Raw genomic sequence first — 21,439 nt, forward strand, 5'->3', positions numbered from 1 at the left:
GGTTATTTTAGCAAGTGATCATATTCGTCAGATGCGTGGTTGCCTTTCTCATCAATTTTCCATGAAGAAGATTGATTGGCTGTTTTTATATAAAACAGATTTTCATCTGTAAGTGCATTAGGATTGAGATACCAGCCTCCATGCTTACAGGTGAAATCTCCCGCCATTCTGATTGCCGTCATAAATTTAAATAAATTAAAAATGGTTTTAGGATATTTGGGTTTATACAGCGCGAAAGTAGTGTCTATGAATGCAAAATAAATGTTTTTTTCAAGTTCGTCCTGCCAAAAACGTTTTTCCCAAGCCTGCACTTTTTCCTTTAACGGATAATAATCAGGAATATCCTGAGTATCAATCGCAAATCCTATCTTATTGATTTTCTTATAATATTTAAACAGATAATTGAGCATAATAGTCTCGAAATCTTGCGGCAAATTCTCATTGGGAACAATATCTGAGTCGGTAAGAAAATAAAATCCTTTTCCGTATTTGCGTTGGAGGTCTTTGTTTTTAAAAAACACATCATGCCCAAAGTTAGTATTCAGTTTTTCAACGGTTACTGCTTCCTGAATTTCTGTATAATACTTTAGTAGTGGTTGATAGGTAGATGCGTTATCAATAATAACGATGTTTTTGAATTCTCTTTTAATCAGAAAATCAATAAGTTGTCTTAGATAGAAGAGCTGATTAAAATTGATGATGATAACCGGAATGCTTTTGTGATCCTGCATCTGGTGACGGACTGTACCATCAAACCTCATCAGAAATCTGAGATAAAGCGTATCTAAATGCAGCATGAGTCTACGTTTTGTAATCATCCTTTGGAATGTTTTATTTTCTTGTTGATTGACCAAACAACTTTGGTCATATCTAAAAATCTTTTCGGATAACCTCTTTTCAGAAGGATGCCGAACAGTCTAAGATGAGGTTTTACCAGATTTTTCTCACAGAATCTAAGGTGGTCATTCAGCATTCTGATCAGGAAGCTTTTGTCGAAATGTTGTGAGTACTTATTCAGCACTGTTTCACGCATAATATGGTAACCTAAATCTTTTTTACTTTGTAATGATAAATCACCTGATATGCTTGATGTTGACATCCTTACTGTAACTTTTGCACTTGAGATATAAAAGACTCTATTTAATCCTGAAAAAGTCAGAATAGCATAATCATCCGCTCCCCATGCAAAAGGGATTTTTAGAAAATGATGTTTTTTATAAGCCGAAAGTGCAAAAATGTTTTCAGACAGGCTGCTTGGCATTAAACCTTTATATTTTCTTTTAAATAATTCTGGTGCAGGAATTATAGTTTCATCAGTTGTAATGGCATGTAAAATAGTTTTATTTTCATCTACAATATCGTGCGAAAACTTAATGGCAGAGATTTTAGCAGCCTGTATTTCGGGTAAATTCTTGTAAAATTCTTCAACAAAGTTTTCAGAAATAATATCATCATCACCTAATATTTGAAACCAGTCTTCCTTTACATGAGCTAAGATTCTTTCCCACTGCAAAGCAAGGTTTTTCCCACCTAAATTATCATTGTAATCAAAATATAAATAAGAAAAATCACTCAAATATTTTTCGATAAGAGGTAACGGATTGTCGGGGCTTGCATCATTGCCAATATACAGCACAAAATCTCTGTTGCTTTGTGCGGCAACAGATTGTAGTGTTTCTTCAAAGAAATCTATTTTGTAGTAGGGGATGACAATGGCGAGACGATTCATTATTGTGAAATAGTAAATTTAAGAAGTGGTAAATATTTTCTGCGGCCTATTTTAAAAAATGGAAAAAACTTTAAAACTTTAATGACCGTTAAAAAATTTTTAGGATAGGATTTGAAATAATCACGAACGAATCTTTCGTACATCTGATATTCGAGATCTCTATTTATTTTAACATTAAAACTACTGCCAAGCTTCTTTCTAATGTAAATGTTGCTTTCTAGCCATTTTTGGTCAGGGTTTCCTTTAGAATAATGTTCTAAAAGAATTTCTGATGTCACATAGTTTTGATATTGTGTTGAGACACGAAGGCTTATTTCTGTGTCGTAGCCATGGTATCCTTTAAGATTTTCATCAAATTTGAATTTATTGAATATTGATTTCCTCATACCTAAAAAAACACCATCTACAGGAATTACTTTTTCTTTTGAAGCATCAAAAGTTTTTTCTAACGTTTTGGTTCCGTCTTTTTTATGTTGAAGAATATTGATTCTTGCATTTTTAAGAGTAGTAAACCAGCCATATGGTACAGCAGGAACGTAAGTTCCTCCGGCAACACCTATCAGGCCTATGTCATCAGATTCAGAAAGTTGTGAGATAATTAATTTTCCCCAATTCACTGTAAGTAGATTCACATCTTCATGCAAAAACAATAGATACTCATATTTTGCTTTCTCTGCACCTTTATTATAAGCTTGGCAGAGCCCCATCAAACCGGGATTGTCTATTTTGATCAGCTCATATTCCACGCCACAGGTGGCTGCAATGTTTTGTTCAAGTGCAGTGTAATAGTGGGGCTGGTATGATGAGATGATGATGGAGAGCATTATATATTGTCAATTGCTTTATAGATTATTGTCATAGAATTTTCCTTTGAAAATTTATGAACATTGTCTTTAATTTTTAATAACGATTTTTCACGAAATATTTTATCATCGTGGGTTTTTATTATTATATCTGCAAATTGATCAATATCTAAATAATCTGCAAGCAAGTTAGTGCCATTCAAAAATTCTTCTACACCCCCAGAGTCTTTAAAACCAACAATTGGCTTGTTAAACTCTGCAGCTAAATGCATTACTAATGGAAAAGGATCTTCTCTTGAAGGGAGTAAAAAACAGTCGAAAATGTTAATGTAATCATTCGGATTTTTAGTGTTTTCGACAAAAATAACTTGTTCTTCAACACCTAATTTTTGTGTATCTATTTTTGCAAATCTCACAAAAGGATTTTGATCATTTCCACCGATATTAAAAATCTTAAATTTAAGATTTGGAGTTTTTTGCTTTATTTTTTTTGCTAACAAAGGTATTAGCTCGCTACCTTTTCTTAATTCTTGAGTGCTTAAGGTTCCTAAGATAAATGTATTATCTGAAATATTATACTGTTGTTTTAGTTCAGGTGCTTTTGTCTTTATCTCGTTGTCTTTTGATATGAAAGAATATGCAACTGAGATTTTGCTTGCAGAGATTTTATATCTTTGAGTAAGAAAATCCTTTACAGATTGAGAACCTGCTAAGATAGAGTCTAACGAAGATATTTTGCGAGACAGATCATGGGCGTCGTAGAAACTTTCTAATGCAAACTGAAGTTCGTGAGTGTACAATATTGTTTTTAGACCTTTTGCTTTAAATTTTTCTAAAATACTTAATGTAGCAACAGTCATCCCAAAAACGCAGTCATAGTTTTTTGAAGATAATTTCTCGACGGCAGCATTATACAAATCTTCCTGACTCAATACGTCATTTTTTAAAACAATGAAACGTCTTAGTATTCTTGTTATAATATTAGGGCGAGGTTGAAAATGTTTTATATTTACAGCAGTTGGTACAAGATCTGTGAAATCTTTTGCCATTGTTCCATTTAACAGAATAAGTAAATCTACCTCATACTTCTGCGCACTCTGAATTTCTTTTAGTAATTCTAAAAGTAGGATTGGTGCGCCAGATCTTGTGGCTTCATGCAGTACAAAGAGTATTTTTTTTCTCATACTAAAGTCTCTAATATAAGATTCTGATTATTTTTAACAATAGTATTATCAGGAATAGATTTGTGAATAATACAGTTCGCACCAACAATACAATTATTACCAATCGTAACACCTTTTAGCACAACAACATTGCTTCCTAGCCAGCAGTTTTTGCCAATAATAATGGGTGCAGTAGAAAATTGATCTTTAGAGACATTAATGTTGGTGTCTTTAATGATTAAGTGATTGTGGTCATACAATTTCACGCCTTCTCCAAAAAGGGTATCATCACCTATTTCTATATTTTCTAAACAATTAACCGAACAGAAATTATTAAAAAAAACTCTTTTACCTATTGTAAGTTTTGCTTTTGGATAAACCAAAATATTACAATAGTCTCGTAACGAAAATCCTTCACCGATTGAAATGTCCCCATATAAGACTCCGTTTCCCTTAAATATATTTGTTTCTTTTTTAATGAAAGATTCGTGAATTTTAATATTAGGATTACTTATGAAATTTTCCCAAAGTTTGTTTTTATTTTTTTTATGAGAATTTTCTACTAACGAAATGATTTTTTCGGCAATAAGATTTTTGAAGTTAGAAAACATAGTATTTACAATTTTGTTAAACCCAATTTTCTTAATATTTTAAGAGTACGAGAATTATTAATTTTTTTAATTTTTTCTTCAGCTAAGTTAATTTTTTCTAATATAGAAATATATTGCGGAAACTCACTGCGTAGAAATGTCTTCTTTTCGGATAGTATTATGGGTAAGCTTTGAGGATTTGAGCTCAGGCCATCATAGGAATAGTTTACAACTGGAATTTTTACAAATTTATAAGATACCTCAAACTTACATATTGTTTTAGCGAAAAAAGCCCAATCTGAACAAATCTTCATATTTTCATTATAATATCCAAATTGGTCAAATAATTTTTTACGAATAAGTGTACCAGGATGTGGTAAAGATTGATGAACAAAGAATAAGAAATCTAATTTTTCAGGATATGAAACTATCTTACACTCATTATCGGGAAATATATAGTTGAGTTCAAAATAAATGATTTCAGATGTAAAATCAATATGTTTTGCAGTCTCATTAAGAATATGAGAGGCAGTATAAGTATCACCACTATTTACAAAAACGATATATTCTCCTTTTGAAGCTTTTATACCTTTGTTCATCGCATGATAAACTCCTTTGTCGGGTTCACTTACCCAATGAGAAAGTTCTCCTGAATACTTCTCCAATACTTCTTTACTTCCGTCATTAGAACCACCATCAATAACGATGTACTCAAAATCTTTATAATCTTGAGAGATGACGCTTTTTAAAGTTTTTTCTAAACCCTCTTTATTATTATAGCTTATCGTGATAACGGAAATTTTTGGATGCATATTATGAAAGTTTTAGATTTCTTTTAGTATTGAACGGAGATTGTCCTGCTGTGAATCACAAAGATTTGAATCATCATACTGATATATTCATATGAGGATTTGGAAACCAAATTGCCAGAACCTTTCTTTGAGAGCTTTGTAGAAATGGCACTTTCTACCATTTTACAATGGTCTACAATGTATATTTTGGAGGTTAGATTCATTTTTTTGAAATAACGGTTTTTAAAATTTCTATAAATTTCTCACCGAATTTTGTAATGTCTTTTGTATAATCAATATTAACATTTACAAAATTATCTTTTTTAATTTCATTCGCTAGGCTATTCTCATCATAAGGGTCAAAAATTCTGTAGTTAGGATAGTTTTTAGTTTGCTCAATATTTACATTAAGACTTGATGCAAGTATAAAAACATTTTCTGCCTTTGCATCTTCATTTACAGTACTCCATCCTTCAAATAATGAAGGCTGAATGATTGCTTTACAGTTTTTCAGTAAAACGATTTGCTCATCCCTATCAATAAAACCTAAAAACTTTACATTCTCTTCAATTTCAAGAGTGCTTATCTGCCTTTTCAAATCTGAAAAGTAGTCAGGATTTCTGTAATCATTTTCTTTACCAGTAAATATTACATTGATGTTTAATCCTTCGTTTTTTAATAAAGCGATGGCTTTAAGAATTATAAGATGGTTTTTATGAACCCAAAATTGGTTACTACAAAGAAAATACTCTGTTGTTATGTCAAATTTTTCTAAAACAAATTCTTTTGATGGTAGATTTACATTACGATGATAAGTCGCAAAATTTAGAACAAATTGTTCAGGCTTTCCTTGAGGATAAAAAGTGTTGAAATCTTTTTTTGCATCTTCACTGCTGAATATCAAGTATTCATCTGTTTGTCGAATCAATTGACAAGCATTCTCTCTGTTTTTTATTTCTTCTTCAGAAAAAAAATGAGGTAAATATTTTTCCTGAAAATCGGGAATCCAAAAGATTTTACTTTTAATATTATTGCTTTCTGAAAAACCTGCAGGAAATACGGCATCAAAATTCTTGTAAAGACTATAGATATTTTTTTTAGCTATTTTTTTTGAAATAATATTAATGGCACGTTTTATTTTACCAATATTTGAATAGGGGTTAAATGCTTTTAAATAAGGATAAGAGGTTAATTCTTGAAGATTTTCAACAGCGTGGGGTGTAGATTTTATATGCAAAAAGGGTTTGTCTTCATCTTTTAAAGTTTGAAGCGCATGAATTAGATTTTGTATGTAGTAAGTTCCTCCAATCCAATTTTCATCATACTGATAATTTAGAACTACATTATATCTTTTGCCCATTGTACATATTTTGTAATACCTTCTTTAATACTTATCTGTTGAGTATATCCTAAAGTTTTTAACTTAGTAATATCAGCGACCCAATACAAGGGATCGCCTTCTCTTTCATGACCAGAAAACGAGAGGTTTCCTTTAAAGTCTAATTCTTTGAGGATAAGTTCTGCAATATCCTTTATTTTTACTTGTACACCATTCGCAATATTATAAACATCAGCATTAAAATCTCCATTGTGTATTACCAATTCAATAGATTGTAAAATGTCTTCTACATTGATAAAGTCTCGAGTTTCTCTGCCTGTTCCATAGAGTTCTATATCTTTCTGAAATTTTACCTTTTGCGAAATATCCCATAAAAGTTGTTTTTGTAAGCCAACACCATAAGCAGAAAATATTCTTAGGGAGCAACAGCTTATCTGAAATAACTGATGAAATTCTTCTAAAATTTCTTCTGCTATTTTTTTGTGAAAGCCATAAGGTGAAACTGGTGAAATGGCATCACATTCTTTAATAGGAAGGTTTGTTGGGTTGCCATAAACCGCAGCACTAGAAAGATTAATAAATTTGCACAGTGGATTGTTTTTTTTTATAGCATCTAAAATTTTAAAAACATTCTGTGCATTTAGTGTAAAATCTCTTAGACGATGAACTAAAGAATCTGGAACACTTGCTGCGCCACTACAATTGATGCAGACATCAAATTGGTGGTTTTCGAAAATATCATTATAATCACTATTGGTACTGTCAATATTAAAATAATTATTATCTGCATAATCCACAGAAACATCTGCACCAAAAGTTTCTGGGTGTTTCCGAGAAAAATAGTGATATGCATGGCTTCCTATAAAGCCTTTAGAACCAATTATTAATATTTTCATTTTTTAATTGCGATATAAGAATACATTCTTCCCGGAATTTGAGTTTCAAATTCAGATAATTTTTTCTTGACTCTCTCCCTGATGATTTCAGGAAAAAATTTTAAAAATCGATATCCTTTTATCGACTTTACTATCAGCTGTTTTTTTCTATCTATCTCTTCTTGAGTTTGCGGAAAAAAATTTATCTCCGAATCAAAAAAGTTCAATTCTTCTATAATTTCTAAGTTAGATTTCTTAATTGCATTTTTGTATTCTTCTGGAGTAAATGCATTTTCACCGCCATAATATTTTTGTAATGGATGATTTTCTAAAAACCATTGCTTATCATTTTCATTAAAGATAACATGGTCTCTTACTGTGAAAAACATTCCTCCTTTCTTTACAACTCTGCTCATTTCACCTACAAATTTTTGCAAATCATAAGCGTGATGCATACATTGTCTAGCAAATACGATATCAAATTCTTCATCATTAAATTTAATTTCTTCTGCAAATGCTTCATGCACAGTAAGGTTTTCTAGACCATAATGTAGCTTAAGTTTTCTTATGGCACCTGCACCAACAGTGTCGCTAGGATCGGGTTCTACAGTAGTGACTTCATATCCTTCTAATGCAAAAGAAACACATGTGATACCATTTCCGCTACCGATGTCTAATATTTTTTTTGCATTGGGAGCATATTTCCTAATTTTATTTAAGGTCTCCTTGTATTCGGCTTCTTGTCTATAACGCACTACATTGATTGGAAGATCTTCTTCAAAATAAGCTTTCTCCACCAAGAATTGAAATTCCGGCTGAGTTCTGATATATCGTATAGTTTCTTCCCAAGTCATTTTATCTTTCATCGTGTCATGATTAGGTAAATTGTTTGCAATATTTATTTCTTAATAAAATTTATACAACAAACACTTCTGCAGTGAGCTGCACCATCATCTCCCTTACCTTTTCCAGTATGAGGATTGAACGAAACGACATTTGCACAATCATTTTCCGTTGTAAATTTCCAGCCTTTATTTTTGTATTGAAAAAAAGTAGAATCTATTTCACCGTATGGATTTAAAATTTCAATAATTCTTTCCAACATCTCCGAATCAAATTGTTGAAAAAAACCATGGTTTTCAAATTTTCCAAATGGAAATGTGAGAAGTAACTGACCGCCTGATTTGAGTATTCGTAAATACTCTTTGATTGCTAATAAATATTCGTAAGATTTTTTTTCTTCTTCAATATGTGTAATGTCATAACCATAAATTGAATTGTCCATATCAATATGTTCTATTGTAGAATGAGAAACAACAGTGTCAAAAAACATATCCTTAAATGGAGTTTCTCTCAAATCAGTGTATACATAAGAAATTCCTAAGTGATTATAATTTGGAGATTCAGGAGCATATGTTGCTATTGTAATTTTATTCTTCATTAAAATTTCCTGCTTCAAAATAAAATCAAAATTAAATGTTGATCCTGCATCAAGAATTTCTTTACCTTCCAATTGCTTAAGATTCGCAAAAATCCATGGGTATTCAATTATTCTTTCGTCTAAACCTTCTCCAAAATTGTCAGATAGTTTGAGTGATATCAATTCGGTTTTTAATGTAATATTATCTAAAGCACTAATGATCGATTTTTCTTTATACTCTACATAACCTTCAGACCAAGCATTTTTACCTGATTTTAAATATTGCGCTATTTTCTCGTCCGTAGTTTTTTGACTAGGAACCACTTCTGTTTTTTTTTTAAATATATTAAACATATTTTTTTGATTTATTTCCACGAACAATTTACAAATACGCAACCATAATCCGCACCATTATATAAATGAAAATCTGTACCTGTTTCCTCGATAGAAAAAGTAACAATATCTTCCTTAATGGACAATAGTTTTTTATTTGGAACATGAAGAGCTACTAGGAGTTTATAAGAATTTGGTACTAATATACTTTTAGGAATGATACATTCTACATCATACAATCCATCATCTTTTTTTTCAAATAATGAAACTTTCTTTTGAGTAGTAAAGACAACTCTTTCTTTCTGGTCTGTGACTCTTATTCCGATCTCGGTATCATCTACATATTCATCATCAATTAGAAATAATATACGTACAGTAATAGTTTCATTGAAATAAAAATTGCTGGAAAGTTGGTTCTGTTCGTTTACAATTTTTATTTCTTTTATATCATTTTCATCCTGAGAATCTGAAATATAAATGTTGGTGGAGCTATTTCCAGATGAAACATAAGAATCCATAGCGCCTTTTATCATTCCGTTGTAGATAAGTTTACCTTGCTCTAATACCATCCCTTTATTACAAAGAGTATTTACGGCCGCCAAATTATGACTTACAAACAAAATCGTTCTTCCCTCTCCTTTAGTAACATCGCCCATTTTCCCAAGACATTTCTTCTGAAACTCAGCATCACCTACTGCCAGAACTTCATCCACGATAAGAATTTCGGATTCTAAGTGAGCGGCAACAGCAAATGCTAAACGTACATACATTCCCGAAGAGTATCTTTTTACTGGAGTGTCTATATACCTTTCTACCCCTGAAAAATCAACAATCTCATCAAATTTTCTTTTAATTTCTTTTCGGGTCATGCCAAGAATAGCACCATTAAGAAAGACGTTTTCACGGCCTGTCATTTCAGGGTGAAATCCTGTTCCTACTTCCAAGAGAGAAGCGATACGGCCATTGGTATAGATTTTTCCTGTAGTAGGTTTGGTTACTTTACTGAGGAGCTTCAGAAGGGTAGATTTTCCGGCTCCGTTTCTGCCGATAATACCTACGGCATCACCCTGCTCAATTTCAAAATTGATGTCACGGAGTGACCATACGTATTCAGAATCACCTTTTGTAGCTCTGTCATTGGCCTCACCTATTTGTAAATAAGGATCTTCTTTGCCACGTACCTTATGCCAGAAACGGTTGAGGTCATGGGAGATTGTTCCCGTTCCCACCTGCCCGAGCCTGTATTGTTTTGATATATTTTCTGCCTTTAATGCAAGCATGTGTTTTTAATTTAAAATTTAAAATTCAGGGTAACTGATGATTAACCATTTAATATGATAATAATTCAGAGCAATTGCCTATTACTCATTACCCTTATTAAACTGTGTCCATAAATGTTTTCTCCACCTTGTTGAAGATCACAGTGCCGATGGCTAAGAGAGTTAAGATAATGACAGTGCTTATCCCAAGCATCGTTGCTGAAAAGCTTCCCACGCCCATCCAGGCATATTTAAAACATTCAAAAACTCCGGTCAGCGGGTTATAATAAGACAGTGTTTTGAATATCCCTGTAAGTGATGACGACGGATAAATAACAGGTGTAGCGTACATATACAAACTTACCCCAAATCCTAAAAGCATATTGAGATCTTTATACTTGGTGGTCAATGCCGAGAAAATCATTCCTACACCTAGGGCAAACAGTGCCATCAGAACAATAAGAAAAGGTGTTGCTAGAATCCACCAGTTAGGATTTACTTCTCCTTTTGCCAGATAATAAGCCCAGATGATGATAAATAAAAGCATCTGGACACCAAAACGCATCAGATTTGAAATTACAATGGAAATGGGAGTGACCAGCCTCGGGAAGTACACTTTTCCAAAGATCCCGGCATTTCCTGAAAAGGTATAAGAGGTTCCGGTAAGCGAACTTGAAAAATAGTTCCACAGCGTGACACCTGCAAGATAAAAGAGCAGTGGCGGTGCCCCGTCGGTAGAAAGATTGGCTATTTTACTGAAAACAATAAGGAATACAATTGTTGTAAGAATTGGGTTGATAAAAAACCAAAGCGGTCCTAGAATGGTTTGCTTGAAACCTGCTACAAAATCTCTTTTTACAAACATGTAAACAAGGTCTTTGTATCGCCATACTTCTTTGAGTTTTAGATCAAATAATGAATGACTGTCTTCAATAGTTTCTGTCCACTTTTGTTGTGGTTCGTTCATTTGTGGGAATTTTTTACAAATTTAAAATAAATTATTGATAATCATTTGTTAGCGATGAATCGTTATAATATAGCAGTGTGCTTTTGCTTATGTTTTACAAAACCAGTTTTTTCAAATATTCACCGTATCCGCTTTTGCCATATTTTAGAGCAGTTTCAAGCAGTTTTTCTTCATTGATGAACCCGTTTCTGAAAGCAATTTCCTCAATACATCCTATTTTGAAATCCTGTCTTTTTTCAATGACCCTTACGAATTCTGAAGCGTCGTTCAGAGAATCGAATGTTCCTGTGTCTAACCAGGCAGTTCCTCTGTCAAGAACTCCAACTTCCAGTTTGCCTTTCTGTAAATAGACATTGTTGATGTCGGTGATTTCCAGTTCGCCTCTTGGGGACGGCTGAATGTTTTTAGCGATTTCTACCACTTCATTATCGTAAAAATACAGTCCCGGGACAGCATAATTTGATTTTGGATGAATAGGTTTTTCTTCAATAGAAACGGCCTTCAGATTTTTATCAAATTCCACAACACCATATCTCTCAGGATCGGCAACGTGGTAGGCAAAAACAACACCTCCATCAGGATTGGTTTTGTTTTTCAGTAAAGTCCCCATTTCCGAACCATAGAAAATATTATCTCCTAAAACCAATGCTGCAGAATCGTTACCGATGAATTGATCTCCCAGAATAAAAGCCTGAGCAAGGCCATCCGGACTTGGTTGAACTATATACTCGATGTTACACCCAATTTGAGAACCGTCACCCAAAAGCTTGATAAAGCCAGCTTGATCATGTGGTGTGGTGATGATCAAAATATCTTTAATCCCTGCAAGCAATAGAGTTGATAGCGGATAATAAATCATTGGCTTGTCGTAAACCGGCATTAGCTGCTTGCTTACTGCAATTGTAAGAGGGTAGAGTCTTGTTCCAGATCCTCCGGCTAATATTATTCCTTTCATATGGTTACAAATTATACGAATTTTCGTTTGGTTATAAATTAATTCTCTTTTGTGTTTTATCCAATATTTTGCCAAAACTTTATTGGCAAAAGTAGATTTAGTTCTTTATAAATTTTATCGTTTTATTTTTATTTATGGTCAAAAAGTAAATTCCTTTTTCTAGACTTTGTAAGTCAATCGTAGGTTTTTGATATATAAATTGTTTAATAATTCTACCATTAAAATCTGAAATTGTGATATTGCTATTTACCAAAACATTTTTCAGAGTTAAATAATTTGAAACAGGATTGGGATAAACTGAAGCTTGATTTTCAATGTCAAAATTTACAGTTGATAAATTTGGAAGGCTTATTTTTGATATTTTATTTGTGTCTCGCTGTGATAGAAAAAGAAATGCTCCGTTGTTCACTAAACCATAAACACCACCTAAATTAGGAGCGACATCACTCACTACTTGATTTGTAATATTCATTTTAGACAATTTTCCGGATCCATAATTAGCAATGTATAATTCTGAACCTACTAAATTCAAAGATGCGGGTTCATCAAATCCGCTACTCAATTGAGTAATTACAGGCATGGCTGCAGTTAAGTCAACTTTTGAAATAACGTTTGTGTCAAAATCAGAAAAATAAAGAATATTATTGCTGATTACTAATCCTGTTGGTCCAGATATACCTGTTAAATAATCTGTCTTTACTAAAGTTGTTAGGTTTAATTTAGAAATCTTATTAGCATTGTATTCAGCAATGTATAAATAGTTACCATCAATTACAATGCCTGTGGGTTCTAGTACGTTTGTGATGACAGTTTCTACAATAGGTGTTGCAGAAGAAATGTCGATCTTTGAAATTCTATCAGCATTCGTTTCTGCAATATATAAAGTATTTCCGTTAATAGCCAAACCATCTGGACCTGATAGCCCAGAAACAACATCAATTTTTGTGGGGGAAGCAGAAGAAATATCTATTTTGGAAATTTTATCTGCCCCAAAAGATTCTGCAATAAATAATGTATTTCCGGAAATTGCAAGACCCGCAGGGTCAGTCAAACCAGTAGTTAACACATCTGTTACCTGAGCGTTTAAATTAATTGTTAGGAATGTAAGTAAAAGAAATATTTTTTTTTTCATTAGGTAATTTCAATATTTTTTATAAATTTTCAATCTTGTCAATTAGTGAAATTCATTTTTAATTCGAGTCATTCGTATACTGCGAAGCATAATATTTCTGATAATCTCCGCTCGTTACATTCTCCAGCCATTCTTTATTTTCTAAAAACCAATCAATAGTTTTTCCTAAACCTTGCTCAAAAGTAACAGACGGTTTCCAGCCAAGATCTTTATTCAGTTTTGTAGCATCAATTGCGTAACGCTTATCGTGACCCGGTCTGTCTTTTACATAAGTAATTAATTTTTCTGAATGTCCTGCCGGATTACCAAGCTTTTCATCCATCTGCTTAATTAACTCTTTCACTAAATCAATATTCTGCCACTCATTGAAGCCTCCGATGTTATATGTTTCTCCGGTTTTTGATTCATTAAAAATCTGATGAATCGCTTTTGCATGATCTATGACAAATAACCAATCTCTTGTATATTTTCCGTCACCATAAATTGGCAATGGTTTTTCATTGATGATGTTAGAAATACAAAGCGGGATCAATTTCTCAGGGAAGTGATTCGGGCCGTAATTGTTAGAGCAATTTGACAGAATGAATGGCATTCCATATGTATTTCCGTAAGCTCTTACCAAGTGGTCAGAAGCTGCTTTACTTGCAGAATACGGAGATTGCGGGTCGTAAGGAGTTGTTTCAAGAAAAAAACCTGTTTCGCCTAAACTTCCGTAAACTTCATCGGTTGAAACATGGTAAAATAAGTTTTGTCTTGGCTCATTTGGAAATCTTCCGTGAGTGTGATCTGGATTTAATGTCCAGAATTCGATACAAAGATTCAAAAGATTTGCAGTTCCGTTTACATTCGTGTTAATGAAAGCATTGGGATCTGTGATGCTTCTGTCAACATGACTTTCTGCTGCCAAATGAACAATAGCGTCTGGGTTGTATTTTTCAAAAACCTTTCTTAATTCTTCAGGTTTTGTAATGTCTGCTTTTTCGAAAACGTAATTAGGTTCGTTTTCGATATCTTTTAAATTCTCAAGGTTTCCGGCGTACGTCAAAGCATCAAGATTGATGATTGTTGAATCAGGATTATTTTTAACAAATTCTCTTACAACGTGCGAGCCTATAAATCCTGCTCCGCCTGTGATGATAATGTTTTTCATATTTTATGCTTTTGGCCTCAGGCTTTTGGCTTTTGGCTTTTTTACTATTGGTTTCCACAGATTTCAACTGTGATTATTTTTGTTGAACCACTTCAAAGTTCCTAAAGTTCTACCCTTTATCTTAGGAAATCCTCTAGAATACTTAAGATTTCACCTTGGTTCCTTTTACTTATTACTTGGCTCTTGCTGAACAGTTTTTCTCCCTATCGATTTGTAGTAAAACCCGTTCTGTTGAGGAGTTTCTAACGGATACATATTTCTTCCGTCAAAAATAACTTTATTATTCATTTTTTCTGCCATCAGTTTAAAGTTTGGATTTTTAAATTCCGGCCATTCTGTAGCAATAAATAAAGCATCTGCGTTTTCCAAGGCTTCATACATGGTTTTTGCATACTGTATTTTGTCACCAAGAATTTTTTGTACATTTTTCTCAGCAATGGTATCGTAAGCTACAACTTTTGCTCCTTTTTTTAGTAATAAATCAATATTATCTAAAGAAGAGGCTTCTCTGATGTCGTCTGTATTCGCTTTAAAAGCAAGTCCCCAAACTGCAATTGTTTTTCCTTCAAGATTTCCGTTAAAGTATTTTTCAATTTCTGAAACCAGAATTACTTTTTGAGAAATATTGACATTTTCTGTCGCTTCTAAAATCTGGAAATTAAAATCTTCATCTTTTCCGGATCTGATCAAAGCTTTCACGTCTTTCGGAAAACAGCTTCCGCCATATCCGATTCCGGGGAATAAAAATCTGTTCCCGATTCTGTCATCGCTTCCCATCCCAAGTCTTACTTTATCAACGTCAGCACCTACTTTTTCGCAATAGTTGGCAATTTCATTCATAAAAGTAATTTTAACCGCTAAAAATGAGTTGGAAGCATATTTAGTCAATTCAGATGATTTCTCATCCATAAATATAATAGGAATTCCTGTATTGGTAAATGGCTGGTAAATTTGAGCCATTATGTCTTTCGCTTTGTCTGAGCTAGATCCTACAACCACTCTCGCAGGATTCATAGAATCTTCCACAGCAAAGCCTTCACGCAGAAATTCAGGATTTGAAACTACGTCGAAAGAAATTTGGGTTTTTGAAGCAATGACCTCAGATACTCGGTCTGCGGTTCCTACAGGTACGGTACTTTTATTAACGATAACTTTATATTCAGTCATCATTTCACCAATGTCATTGGCAACTTTCAAAACGTAAGAGAGATCTGCAGAACCGTCTTCTCCAGGAGGCGTCGGCAATGCAAGATAGATCACTTCACTTTTATCTAAAGCTTCTTTTAAATTAGTTGTAAAAAAAAGTCTTTCCGCCTGTATGTTTCTGAGGAACATTTCTTCAAGATTCGGCTCATAAATAGGCACAATGCCGTTTTTCATGTCCGTTACTTTCTTTTCATCGATATCAACACAGTATACAGAATTTCCAAGTTCTGCAAGGGTAGTTCCTGTCACCAATCCTACATAGCCTGTTCCTACTATCGTTATATTCAAAATATATGTTTTTAAAAAATTCTCGACAAAAATACTAAAAATACTTTCATGGTTTTTTAATTTAGTAATAAGTTATCGCTGATGATTGATAGATTCGTAAATAATACAGCTGTTTTTATATCAATTTTAATCTTTTAATTGCTTGAATTTTAAATTCTTATTTAATTGATTATGAACAGTATTTGTTTATTTTATAAAAATGTATTATATTTGCATAAGATTTACGGGAAAAATGGGAAGGCTTCGCAAGAAAGCCTTTTTTCGTACAGATAGACCATGATTATATAGATATGGAGTTTAGAAAAAATATTGAAACATTATTAAATACTTTCCTCGAGACTAGAGAGGATTTATTTCTTATTGATTTAAAGATTTCTGCAGCAGATGATGTCACTGTGATTTTAGACGGTGATAATGGGGTGACTTTACAAGATTGTCTTGATGCAAGCCGCGCCATAGAGTTTAATGCAGATCGTGATGAGCATGATTTCAGCCTTCAGGTAATGTCAGCAGGACTAAGCGAGCCTTTGGCAACGCCAAGACAGTTTAATAAAAACTTAGGAAGAGAAATCGAAGTGATGCTGGCAGATTCTACAACAATAGAAGGAGAGCTGGCTAAAGTAAACGACGAAAAAATCACACTGATTCTTCGTTACCGAAAACCGAAAGATATTGGGAAAGGTAAAGTAGATGTGGAAGAGGAAAAAGAAATTTTGTACTCTGAGATTAAAAAAGCGTTGGTAGTAGTTAAATTTTAATTTAAAGAAAAAAAGATAAATGGATAATATAGCGTTGATTGAATCCTTTGGTGATTTTAAAGACGAAAAGGGGATCAGTAAGATCGATCTGATGGCAATTATTGAAGATTCTCTGAAAACTCTTTTGAGAAAAAGATTTGATTCTGATGATCACTTTGATGTCATTGTAAACCCTGACAAAGGTGACTTTCAGATTTTCTTGAATAAAACAATCGTTGAAGACGAAATGTCTGAAGATGATGATTTGGAAATCGAAATCACTGAAGCGAAGAAAATTGACCCGACTTTTGAGGTAGGTGAAGATTTTACAATGGAAATTCCGGTGGCTCAGTTGGGAAGAAGAAATGTTTTAACATTGAAGCAAATCTTGGCTACGAAATTGCAGGAGCATAACAATGCGATGCTTTATGAGCAGTTTAAAGATAAAATCGGGGAAATCGTAACAGGAGAAATTCACCATATTCGTCACAAACATGTAATTTTGTTGGATGATGAAGAAAACGAATTTATTTTACCAAAAGAAAATCAAATTTCATCAGACTTTTTCAAGAAAGGTGAAAATATCAGAGCTATTGTAGAATCTGTTGATTTTAAAGGATCTAAACCTCAGATTATTATTTCAAGAACAGCTCCGAAATTCTTGGAGAAATTATTGGAATTAGAAATTCCTGAAATTCAGGATGGAACCATTATCCTTAAAAAAGCAGTAAGAATACCGGGAGAGAAAGCGAAAATCGCTGTTGATGCTTACGATGACAGAATAGATCCTGTAGGAGCGTGTGTCGGAGTAAAAGGATCAAGAATCCACGGTGTGGTAAGAGAATTAAGAAACGAAAATATAGATGTAATTCAGTGGTCAAACAACCCTGAAATATTGGTGAAGAGAGCTTTAGGTAATGTTACCATCAATAAAATTGACATCAACGAAGAGACAAACTACGCAATGGTTTATACTCCTGTTGAAGAGATTTCTAAAGTTATCGGTAAGCAAGGTCAAAACATCAGACTGGCTTCATGGTTGACAGGTTACGAAATTGACGTGTACAGAGAAGCTAGTGAAGATGATGACGTTGATTTGAGAGAATTCAATGACGATATCGAGCAGTGGATTTTGGATGAGTTTAAGAAAGTAGGTCTTACGACTGCAAAATCGGTTCTGGATAAAGATACAGAAAGTCTATTGAAGATGGTTGACTTGGAAGAGGAAACAATCGATGACGTTAAAAATATCCTTAAAGCAGAATTTGAAGATTAAAATTTAAATTTAAATTAATTTTAATAGCAGTAAAAGAATACTTTAATTTTAAGAATTAAAAAAAAACAGTAAATAATATAGATGCCAAAAATAAGATTAAATAAAGCGGTTAAGGAATTCAATATATCGATGTCGAGAATGGTAGAATTTTTACAGTCTAAAGATATCGTAGTTGAAAGCAATCCTAACGCTCAATTAGATGAGGCGGCATATTCTGCATTGGAAGCTGAGTTTGCCAAAGATGGCGAGCAGCGTAAAGCTTCCCATGAGGTGGTTATTTCTAAAGTTCCGGAAGAAAAACTGGAAATCGAAGAATACAAAACCCCTGAAGTAATAAGAGCTAAAGCTAATAAACCAGAAACCAGAATTTTAGGTAAAATTGATTTAGAGCCTAAAAAACCTGAAGCTGTGGAAGTAACTCCTCCTCCGGCACCTGCACCAACTCCTGTTGAGGAGAAAAAAGAGGTTGTGGAAGAAGTGAAAGAGCCAGTGAAGGAAGAACCAAAAGTGGTTTCTGAAACTAAACCAACACCTGAAAAGCAGGAGTTTAAAGTGTTGGACAAAATCGATTTGTCTCAGATTGAGGGAAATAGAAACAGACCTGCCAAAAAAGATAAGCCTAAAGTGGAAGAGGTGAAAGCACAGCCAAAAGCTGCTGAACCTGTAAAAGAAACCCCTAAACCGGTTGAAAAACCAATTGAGAAAGTGGAGGAGAAAAAGCCAGAACCTGCAGCAGAAGAGCCTCAGGAATCTCAGAAGATTGAAACGGTTTATCAAAAATTGGATGGGCCAAAAATTGTTGGTGAGAAAATTGACTTAACGCAGTTTGCGCCTAAGCCAAATGCTGCCAAAAAGAAAAGAAAAAGAATTGAGAAACCGGGTGGTCCTAACCAGAATACTGGAAACAACCAACAAGGTGGAAATAATCAGGGTGGACAAAACCGTCCTCAAGGTCAAAACGGTCCAGGTGGAAACCGTCCTCCGGGACAAGGTGGTCCTCAAGGGAACAGACCTCCGGGACAAGGCGGTCAAAACCGTCCAGGTGGCCCGGGTGGAAACAGACCTCCAGGGCAAGGCGGACAAAACCGTCCTGCAGGACAAGGTGGCGGAAACCGTTTTGGAAACAACAACAGACCTGGTCAGAGAACAATGCCTGTCGAATTAACAGACGAGCAGGTTAAAAACCAGATCAAGGAAACTCTTGAAAAACTAACTAATAAAGGAGGTAAGTCTAAATCTGCTAAACACAGAAAAGATAAGAGATCTTACCGTAGAGAACAGGATGAGCGTCAGCAGGAAGCAGATGCAAGAGATACTTCATTAAAAGTTACAGAATTCATCACGGTCGGAGAATTGGCAAGTTTGATGGATGTAAGTGCAACTGAAGTAATTTCTGCTTGTTTCTCTCTTGGAGTAATGGTTACCATGAACCAAAGATTGGAAGCTGATACCTTATTATTAGTAGCTGACGAATTCGGATTTAAAATTGAATTCTCAGATGCTGATCTTGAAGAAGCAGATTCTGAAGAAGATATCGATACAGAAGAAAGCCTTGTTTCAAGAGCTCCGATTGTAACGGTAATGGGACACGTTGACCACGGTAAAACTTCATTATTGGATTACATCAGAAAAACCAACGTTATCGCTGGTGAATCTGGAGGAATTACTCAGCACATCGGTGCATACAATGTGAAACTGGAAAATGGTCAGAGAATTACATTCTTGGATACACCGGGTCACGAAGCCTTTACCGCAATGAGAGCGAGAGGTGCACAGGTTACAGACATTGCAATTATCGTAATCGCTGCCGATGATGATGTAATGCCTCAGACGAAAGAAGCTATTTCTCACGCACAGGCTGCAGGTGTACCGATGATTATTGCAATCAACAAGGTAGATAAGCCGAATGCAAATCCTGATAATATCCGTCAGCAACTTTCAGGAATGAATATTCTTGTGGAAGAGTGGGGTGGAAATGTACAGGCACAGGAAATTTCTGCTAAAATGGGTAACAATATGGATGTCCTTTTAGAGAAAGTATTGCTTCAGGCAGAAATGCTTGAATTAAAAGCTAATCCTAATCGTGCTGCACAAGGAGTTGTCATTGAAGCGTCATTAGATAAAGGTAGAGGGTATGTAGCAACGATGTTGGTACAAACCGGAACTTTAAGAGTTGGAGATTATGTAGTAGCTGGTAAAAACCACGGTAAAGTAAAAGCTTTGCTTGACGAAAGAGGGAAAAACCTTGAAGAAGCAGGTCCATCTATTCCGGCAACGATCTTAGGTCTTGACGGAGCGCCAACGGCTGGTGATAAATTCAGAGTTTACGCAGACGAAAGCGAAGGTAAATCAATAGCTAATAAGAGAGAGCAGTTACAAAGAGAACTTTCTATCAGAACCAAGAAACATACGACACTTGAAGAACTAGGTAGACGTATTGCTTTAGGAGAATTCAAAGAATTGAATATTATCCTGAAAGGTGACGTAGATGGTTCAGTAGAAGCGCTTTCTGATCAGTTACAAAGATTATCAACAGAGGAGATCAGTGTCAACATTCTTCACTCAGGTGTAGGACAGATCACTGAGTCTGATATCAACTTAGCTGCAGCTTCAGATGCAATTATCATCGGATTCAACGTAAGAGCCGGTGCCAACGCAAAAGAATTGGCAGATCGTGAAGAAATCGAGATCAGAACCTATTCTATTATTTATAAAGCAATCGATGAGGTAAAAGAAGCGATGGAGGGAATGCTTTCTCCGGAGATTCAGGAGCAGGTAATTGGTAATGTAGAAATACGTGAAGTCTTCAAGATTTCAAAAGTCGGAACCATTGCAGGTTGTATGGTTCTTACCGGAAAAGTAACAAGACAGTCAAAAGTAAGATTACTAAGAGACGGTATTGTGAAATTCGACGGTGAGCTTGAAAGTTTAAAACGTTTCAAAGACGATGTAAGAGAAGTTACAAAAGGCTACGAATGCGGATTAAACCTGAAAGGTTACAACGACATCGAACAGTACGACATTCTTGAAGTATACGAAGAAGTTGCTGTGAAGAAGAAATTGAAATAATATTTAGTTATATATTAAAACTGCCCGTATCGGAAGATGCGGGCAGTTTTTGTTTTTATGTAATTTTTTCTGAAATTGTTTTCCGCAATAAAATTAAAAATCAGTTTGTCATTCCGTAGGAATCTAAATTATACTTTATAAACTTTGTTGAGATTCCTACGGAATGACAAACTTTATGTTCTATTGGCAACAAATTATAATTAACTGTGACGATAGGCATTAATCTCACTCAATATAAAAGTGACAGAATTTATCCCTTCTTTTTAAACGTCGCAAGCTTCAGTGTATCTTGTGAGAACTCATGCGTACGAGTTGATCAATTCATGCGCATGAGTTTTGAAGTTCATGCGCATGATT

The 21,439-nt window shown here is 34.2% G+C and carries 19 protein-coding genes; 3 read left to right on the forward strand and 16 right to left on the reverse strand.

What is annotated here, in order from left to right; genetic code table 11:
* Positions 1-2: 2 nt before the first annotated feature.
* From LNP04_RS12870 to LNP04_RS12945, 16 genes are all read right to left on the reverse strand, one after another.
* Entirely contained in the window at positions 3-797 is a 795-nt protein-coding gene (locus LNP04_RS12870) for a glycosyltransferase family 2 protein (RefSeq protein ID WP_229983361.1), read from the reverse strand.
* Positions 798-814: 17 nt separating this feature from the next.
* Entirely contained in the window at positions 815-1,729 is a 915-nt protein-coding gene (locus tag LNP04_RS12875; RefSeq protein ID WP_229983362.1) for a glycosyltransferase family A protein, read from the reverse strand.
* Positions 1,729-2,553, reverse strand: coding sequence for a glycosyltransferase (locus LNP04_RS12880; protein WP_229983363.1), 825 nt, complete (start codon positions 2,551-2,553; stop codon positions 1,729-1,731). Before LNP04_RS12880 ends, LNP04_RS12875 begins: the two co-directional genes overlap by 1 nt.
* Positions 2,553-3,716 (reverse strand): glycosyltransferase, encoded by a 1,164-nt coding sequence (locus LNP04_RS12885; RefSeq protein ID WP_229983364.1) that lies wholly within the window; start codon positions 3,714-3,716, stop codon positions 2,553-2,555. Before LNP04_RS12885 ends, LNP04_RS12880 begins: the two co-directional genes overlap by 1 nt.
* Positions 3,713-4,306 (reverse strand): DapH/DapD/GlmU-related protein, encoded by a 594-nt coding sequence (locus tag LNP04_RS12890; protein ID WP_229983365.1) that lies wholly within the window; start codon positions 4,304-4,306, stop codon positions 3,713-3,715. Before LNP04_RS12890 ends, LNP04_RS12885 begins: the two co-directional genes overlap by 4 nt.
* Positions 4,307-4,311: 5 nt before the next feature.
* Positions 4,312-5,097 carry a glycosyltransferase family 2 protein gene (locus LNP04_RS12895; RefSeq protein ID WP_229983366.1) on the reverse strand — a complete coding sequence of 262 codons (786 nt, stop codon included), beginning with the start codon at positions 5,095-5,097 and terminating at the stop codon, positions 4,312-4,314.
* A gap of 199 nt (positions 5,098-5,296) precedes the next feature.
* Positions 5,297-6,436, reverse strand: coding sequence for a glycosyltransferase (locus LNP04_RS12900; RefSeq protein ID WP_229983367.1), 1,140 nt, complete (start codon positions 6,434-6,436; stop codon positions 5,297-5,299).
* On the reverse strand, positions 6,415-7,311 hold the full coding sequence (locus tag LNP04_RS12905; protein WP_229983368.1) for an NAD(P)-dependent oxidoreductase: 897 nt from the start codon (positions 7,309-7,311) through the stop codon (positions 6,415-6,417). Before LNP04_RS12905 ends, LNP04_RS12900 begins: the two co-directional genes overlap by 22 nt.
* Positions 7,308-8,156 (reverse strand): bifunctional 2-polyprenyl-6-hydroxyphenol methylase/3-demethylubiquinol 3-O-methyltransferase UbiG, encoded by an 849-nt coding sequence (locus tag LNP04_RS12910; protein WP_229983369.1) that lies wholly within the window; start codon positions 8,154-8,156, stop codon positions 7,308-7,310. The genes LNP04_RS12905 and LNP04_RS12910 overlap by 4 nt, the downstream gene beginning before the upstream one ends.
* 32 nt (positions 8,157-8,188) lie before the next feature.
* Positions 8,189-9,085: a methyltransferase domain-containing protein gene (locus LNP04_RS12915; RefSeq protein WP_229983370.1), complete on the reverse strand. Its 897-nt coding sequence runs from the start codon at positions 9,083-9,085 to the stop codon at positions 8,189-8,191.
* Positions 9,076-10,323: an ABC transporter ATP-binding protein gene (locus LNP04_RS12920; protein WP_229983371.1), complete on the reverse strand. Its 1,248-nt coding sequence runs from the start codon at positions 10,321-10,323 to the stop codon at positions 9,076-9,078. Before LNP04_RS12920 ends, LNP04_RS12915 begins: the two co-directional genes overlap by 10 nt.
* Before the next feature lie 97 nt (positions 10,324-10,420).
* Positions 10,421-11,269 (reverse strand): ABC transporter permease, encoded by an 849-nt coding sequence (locus LNP04_RS12925; RefSeq protein ID WP_229983372.1) that lies wholly within the window; start codon positions 11,267-11,269, stop codon positions 10,421-10,423.
* A 94-nt stretch (positions 11,270-11,363) separates the two neighbouring features.
* Positions 11,364-12,224, reverse strand: a complete 861-nt coding sequence (gene rfbA, locus LNP04_RS12930) for a glucose-1-phosphate thymidylyltransferase RfbA (RefSeq protein ID WP_229983373.1) — start codon at positions 12,222-12,224, stop codon at positions 11,364-11,366.
* 97 nt (positions 12,225-12,321) lie between these two features.
* Entirely contained in the window at positions 12,322-13,356 is a 1,035-nt protein-coding gene (locus tag LNP04_RS12935; protein WP_229983374.1) for a T9SS type A sorting domain-containing protein, read from the reverse strand.
* 58 nt (positions 13,357-13,414) lie between these two features.
* Positions 13,415-14,506, reverse strand: coding sequence for a dTDP-glucose 4,6-dehydratase (gene rfbB / locus LNP04_RS12940; RefSeq protein ID WP_229983375.1), 1,092 nt, complete (start codon positions 14,504-14,506; stop codon positions 13,415-13,417).
* 165 nt (positions 14,507-14,671) lie between these two features.
* A complete protein-coding gene (locus tag LNP04_RS12945; RefSeq protein ID WP_229983376.1) occupies positions 14,672-16,000 on the reverse strand; it encodes a UDP-glucose/GDP-mannose dehydrogenase family protein in 1,329 nt (442 codons plus the stop codon).
* A 290-nt stretch (positions 16,001-16,290) separates the two neighbouring features.
* On the opposite strand from LNP04_RS12945, the gene rimP reads away from it, so the two are divergent.
* From rimP to infB, 3 genes are all read left to right on the forward strand, one after another.
* The gene (gene rimP, locus LNP04_RS12950; protein WP_229983377.1) at positions 16,291-16,758 is read left to right on the forward strand and encodes a ribosome assembly cofactor RimP; all 468 of its coding nucleotides are present in this window, start codon (positions 16,291-16,293) and stop codon (positions 16,756-16,758) included.
* 19 nt (positions 16,759-16,777) lie between these two features.
* Positions 16,778-18,013 carry a transcription termination factor NusA gene (nusA, locus tag LNP04_RS12955; RefSeq protein ID WP_229983378.1) on the forward strand — a complete coding sequence of 412 codons (1,236 nt, stop codon included), beginning with the start codon at positions 16,778-16,780 and terminating at the stop codon, positions 18,011-18,013.
* A gap of 81 nt (positions 18,014-18,094) precedes the next feature.
* Positions 18,095-21,082, forward strand: coding sequence for a translation initiation factor IF-2 (gene infB, locus LNP04_RS12960; protein WP_229983379.1), 2,988 nt, complete (start codon positions 18,095-18,097; stop codon positions 21,080-21,082).
* Positions 21,083-21,439 lie beyond the last annotated feature (357 nt).

Source organism: Chryseobacterium sp. C-71 (genome assembly GCF_020911865.1).
Lineage (GTDB): Bacteria > Bacteroidota > Bacteroidia > Flavobacteriales > Weeksellaceae > Chryseobacterium.

Bases quoted from the DNA above. Each gene is read 5' to 3' on its own strand.
- LNP04_RS12870 (WP_229983361.1), bottom strand. From the start codon at position 797: ATGCTGCATTTAGATACGCTTTATCTCAGATTTCTGATGAGGTTTGAT.
- LNP04_RS12875 (WP_229983362.1), bottom strand. From the start codon at position 1,729: ATGAATCGTCTCGCCATTGTCATCCCCTACTACAAAATAGATTTCTTT.
- LNP04_RS12880 (WP_229983363.1), bottom strand. From the start codon at position 2,553: ATGCTCTCCATCATCATCTCATCATACCAGCCCCACTATTACACTGCA.
- LNP04_RS12885 (WP_229983364.1), bottom strand. From the start codon at position 3,716: ATGAGAAAAAAAATACTCTTTGTACTGCATGAAGCCACAAGATCTGGC.
- LNP04_RS12890 (WP_229983365.1), bottom strand. From the start codon at position 4,306: ATGTTTTCTAACTTCAAAAATCTTATTGCCGAAAAAATCATTTCGTTA.
- LNP04_RS12895 (WP_229983366.1), bottom strand. From the start codon at position 5,097: ATGCATCCAAAAATTTCCGTTATCACGATAAGCTATAATAATAAAGAG.
- LNP04_RS12900 (WP_229983367.1), bottom strand. From the start codon at position 6,436: ATGGGCAAAAGATATAATGTAGTTCTAAATTATCAGTATGATGAAAAT.
- LNP04_RS12905 (WP_229983368.1), bottom strand. From the start codon at position 7,311: ATGAAAATATTAATAATTGGTTCTAAAGGCTTTATAGGAAGCCATGCA.
- LNP04_RS12910 (WP_229983369.1), bottom strand. From the start codon at position 8,156: ATGAAAGATAAAATGACTTGGGAAGAAACTATACGATATATCAGAACT.
- LNP04_RS12920 (WP_229983371.1), bottom strand. From the start codon at position 10,323: ATGCTTGCATTAAAGGCAGAAAATATATCAAAACAATACAGGCTCGGG.
- LNP04_RS12925 (WP_229983372.1), bottom strand. From the start codon at position 11,269: ATGAACGAACCACAACAAAAGTGGACAGAAACTATTGAAGACAGTCAT.
- rfbA (WP_229983373.1), bottom strand. From the start codon at position 12,224: ATGAAAGGAATAATATTAGCCGGAGGATCTGGAACAAGACTCTACCCT.
- LNP04_RS12935 (WP_229983374.1), bottom strand. From the start codon at position 13,356: ATGAAAAAAAAAATATTTCTTTTACTTACATTCCTAACAATTAATTTA.
- rfbB (WP_229983375.1), bottom strand. From the start codon at position 14,506: ATGAAAAACATTATCATCACAGGCGGAGCAGGATTTATAGGCTCGCAC.
- rimP (WP_229983377.1), top strand. From the start codon at position 16,291: ATGGAGTTTAGAAAAAATATTGAAACATTATTAAATACTTTCCTCGAG.
- nusA (WP_229983378.1), top strand. From the start codon at position 16,778: ATGGATAATATAGCGTTGATTGAATCCTTTGGTGATTTTAAAGACGAA.
- infB (WP_229983379.1), top strand. From the start codon at position 18,095: ATGCCAAAAATAAGATTAAATAAAGCGGTTAAGGAATTCAATATATCG.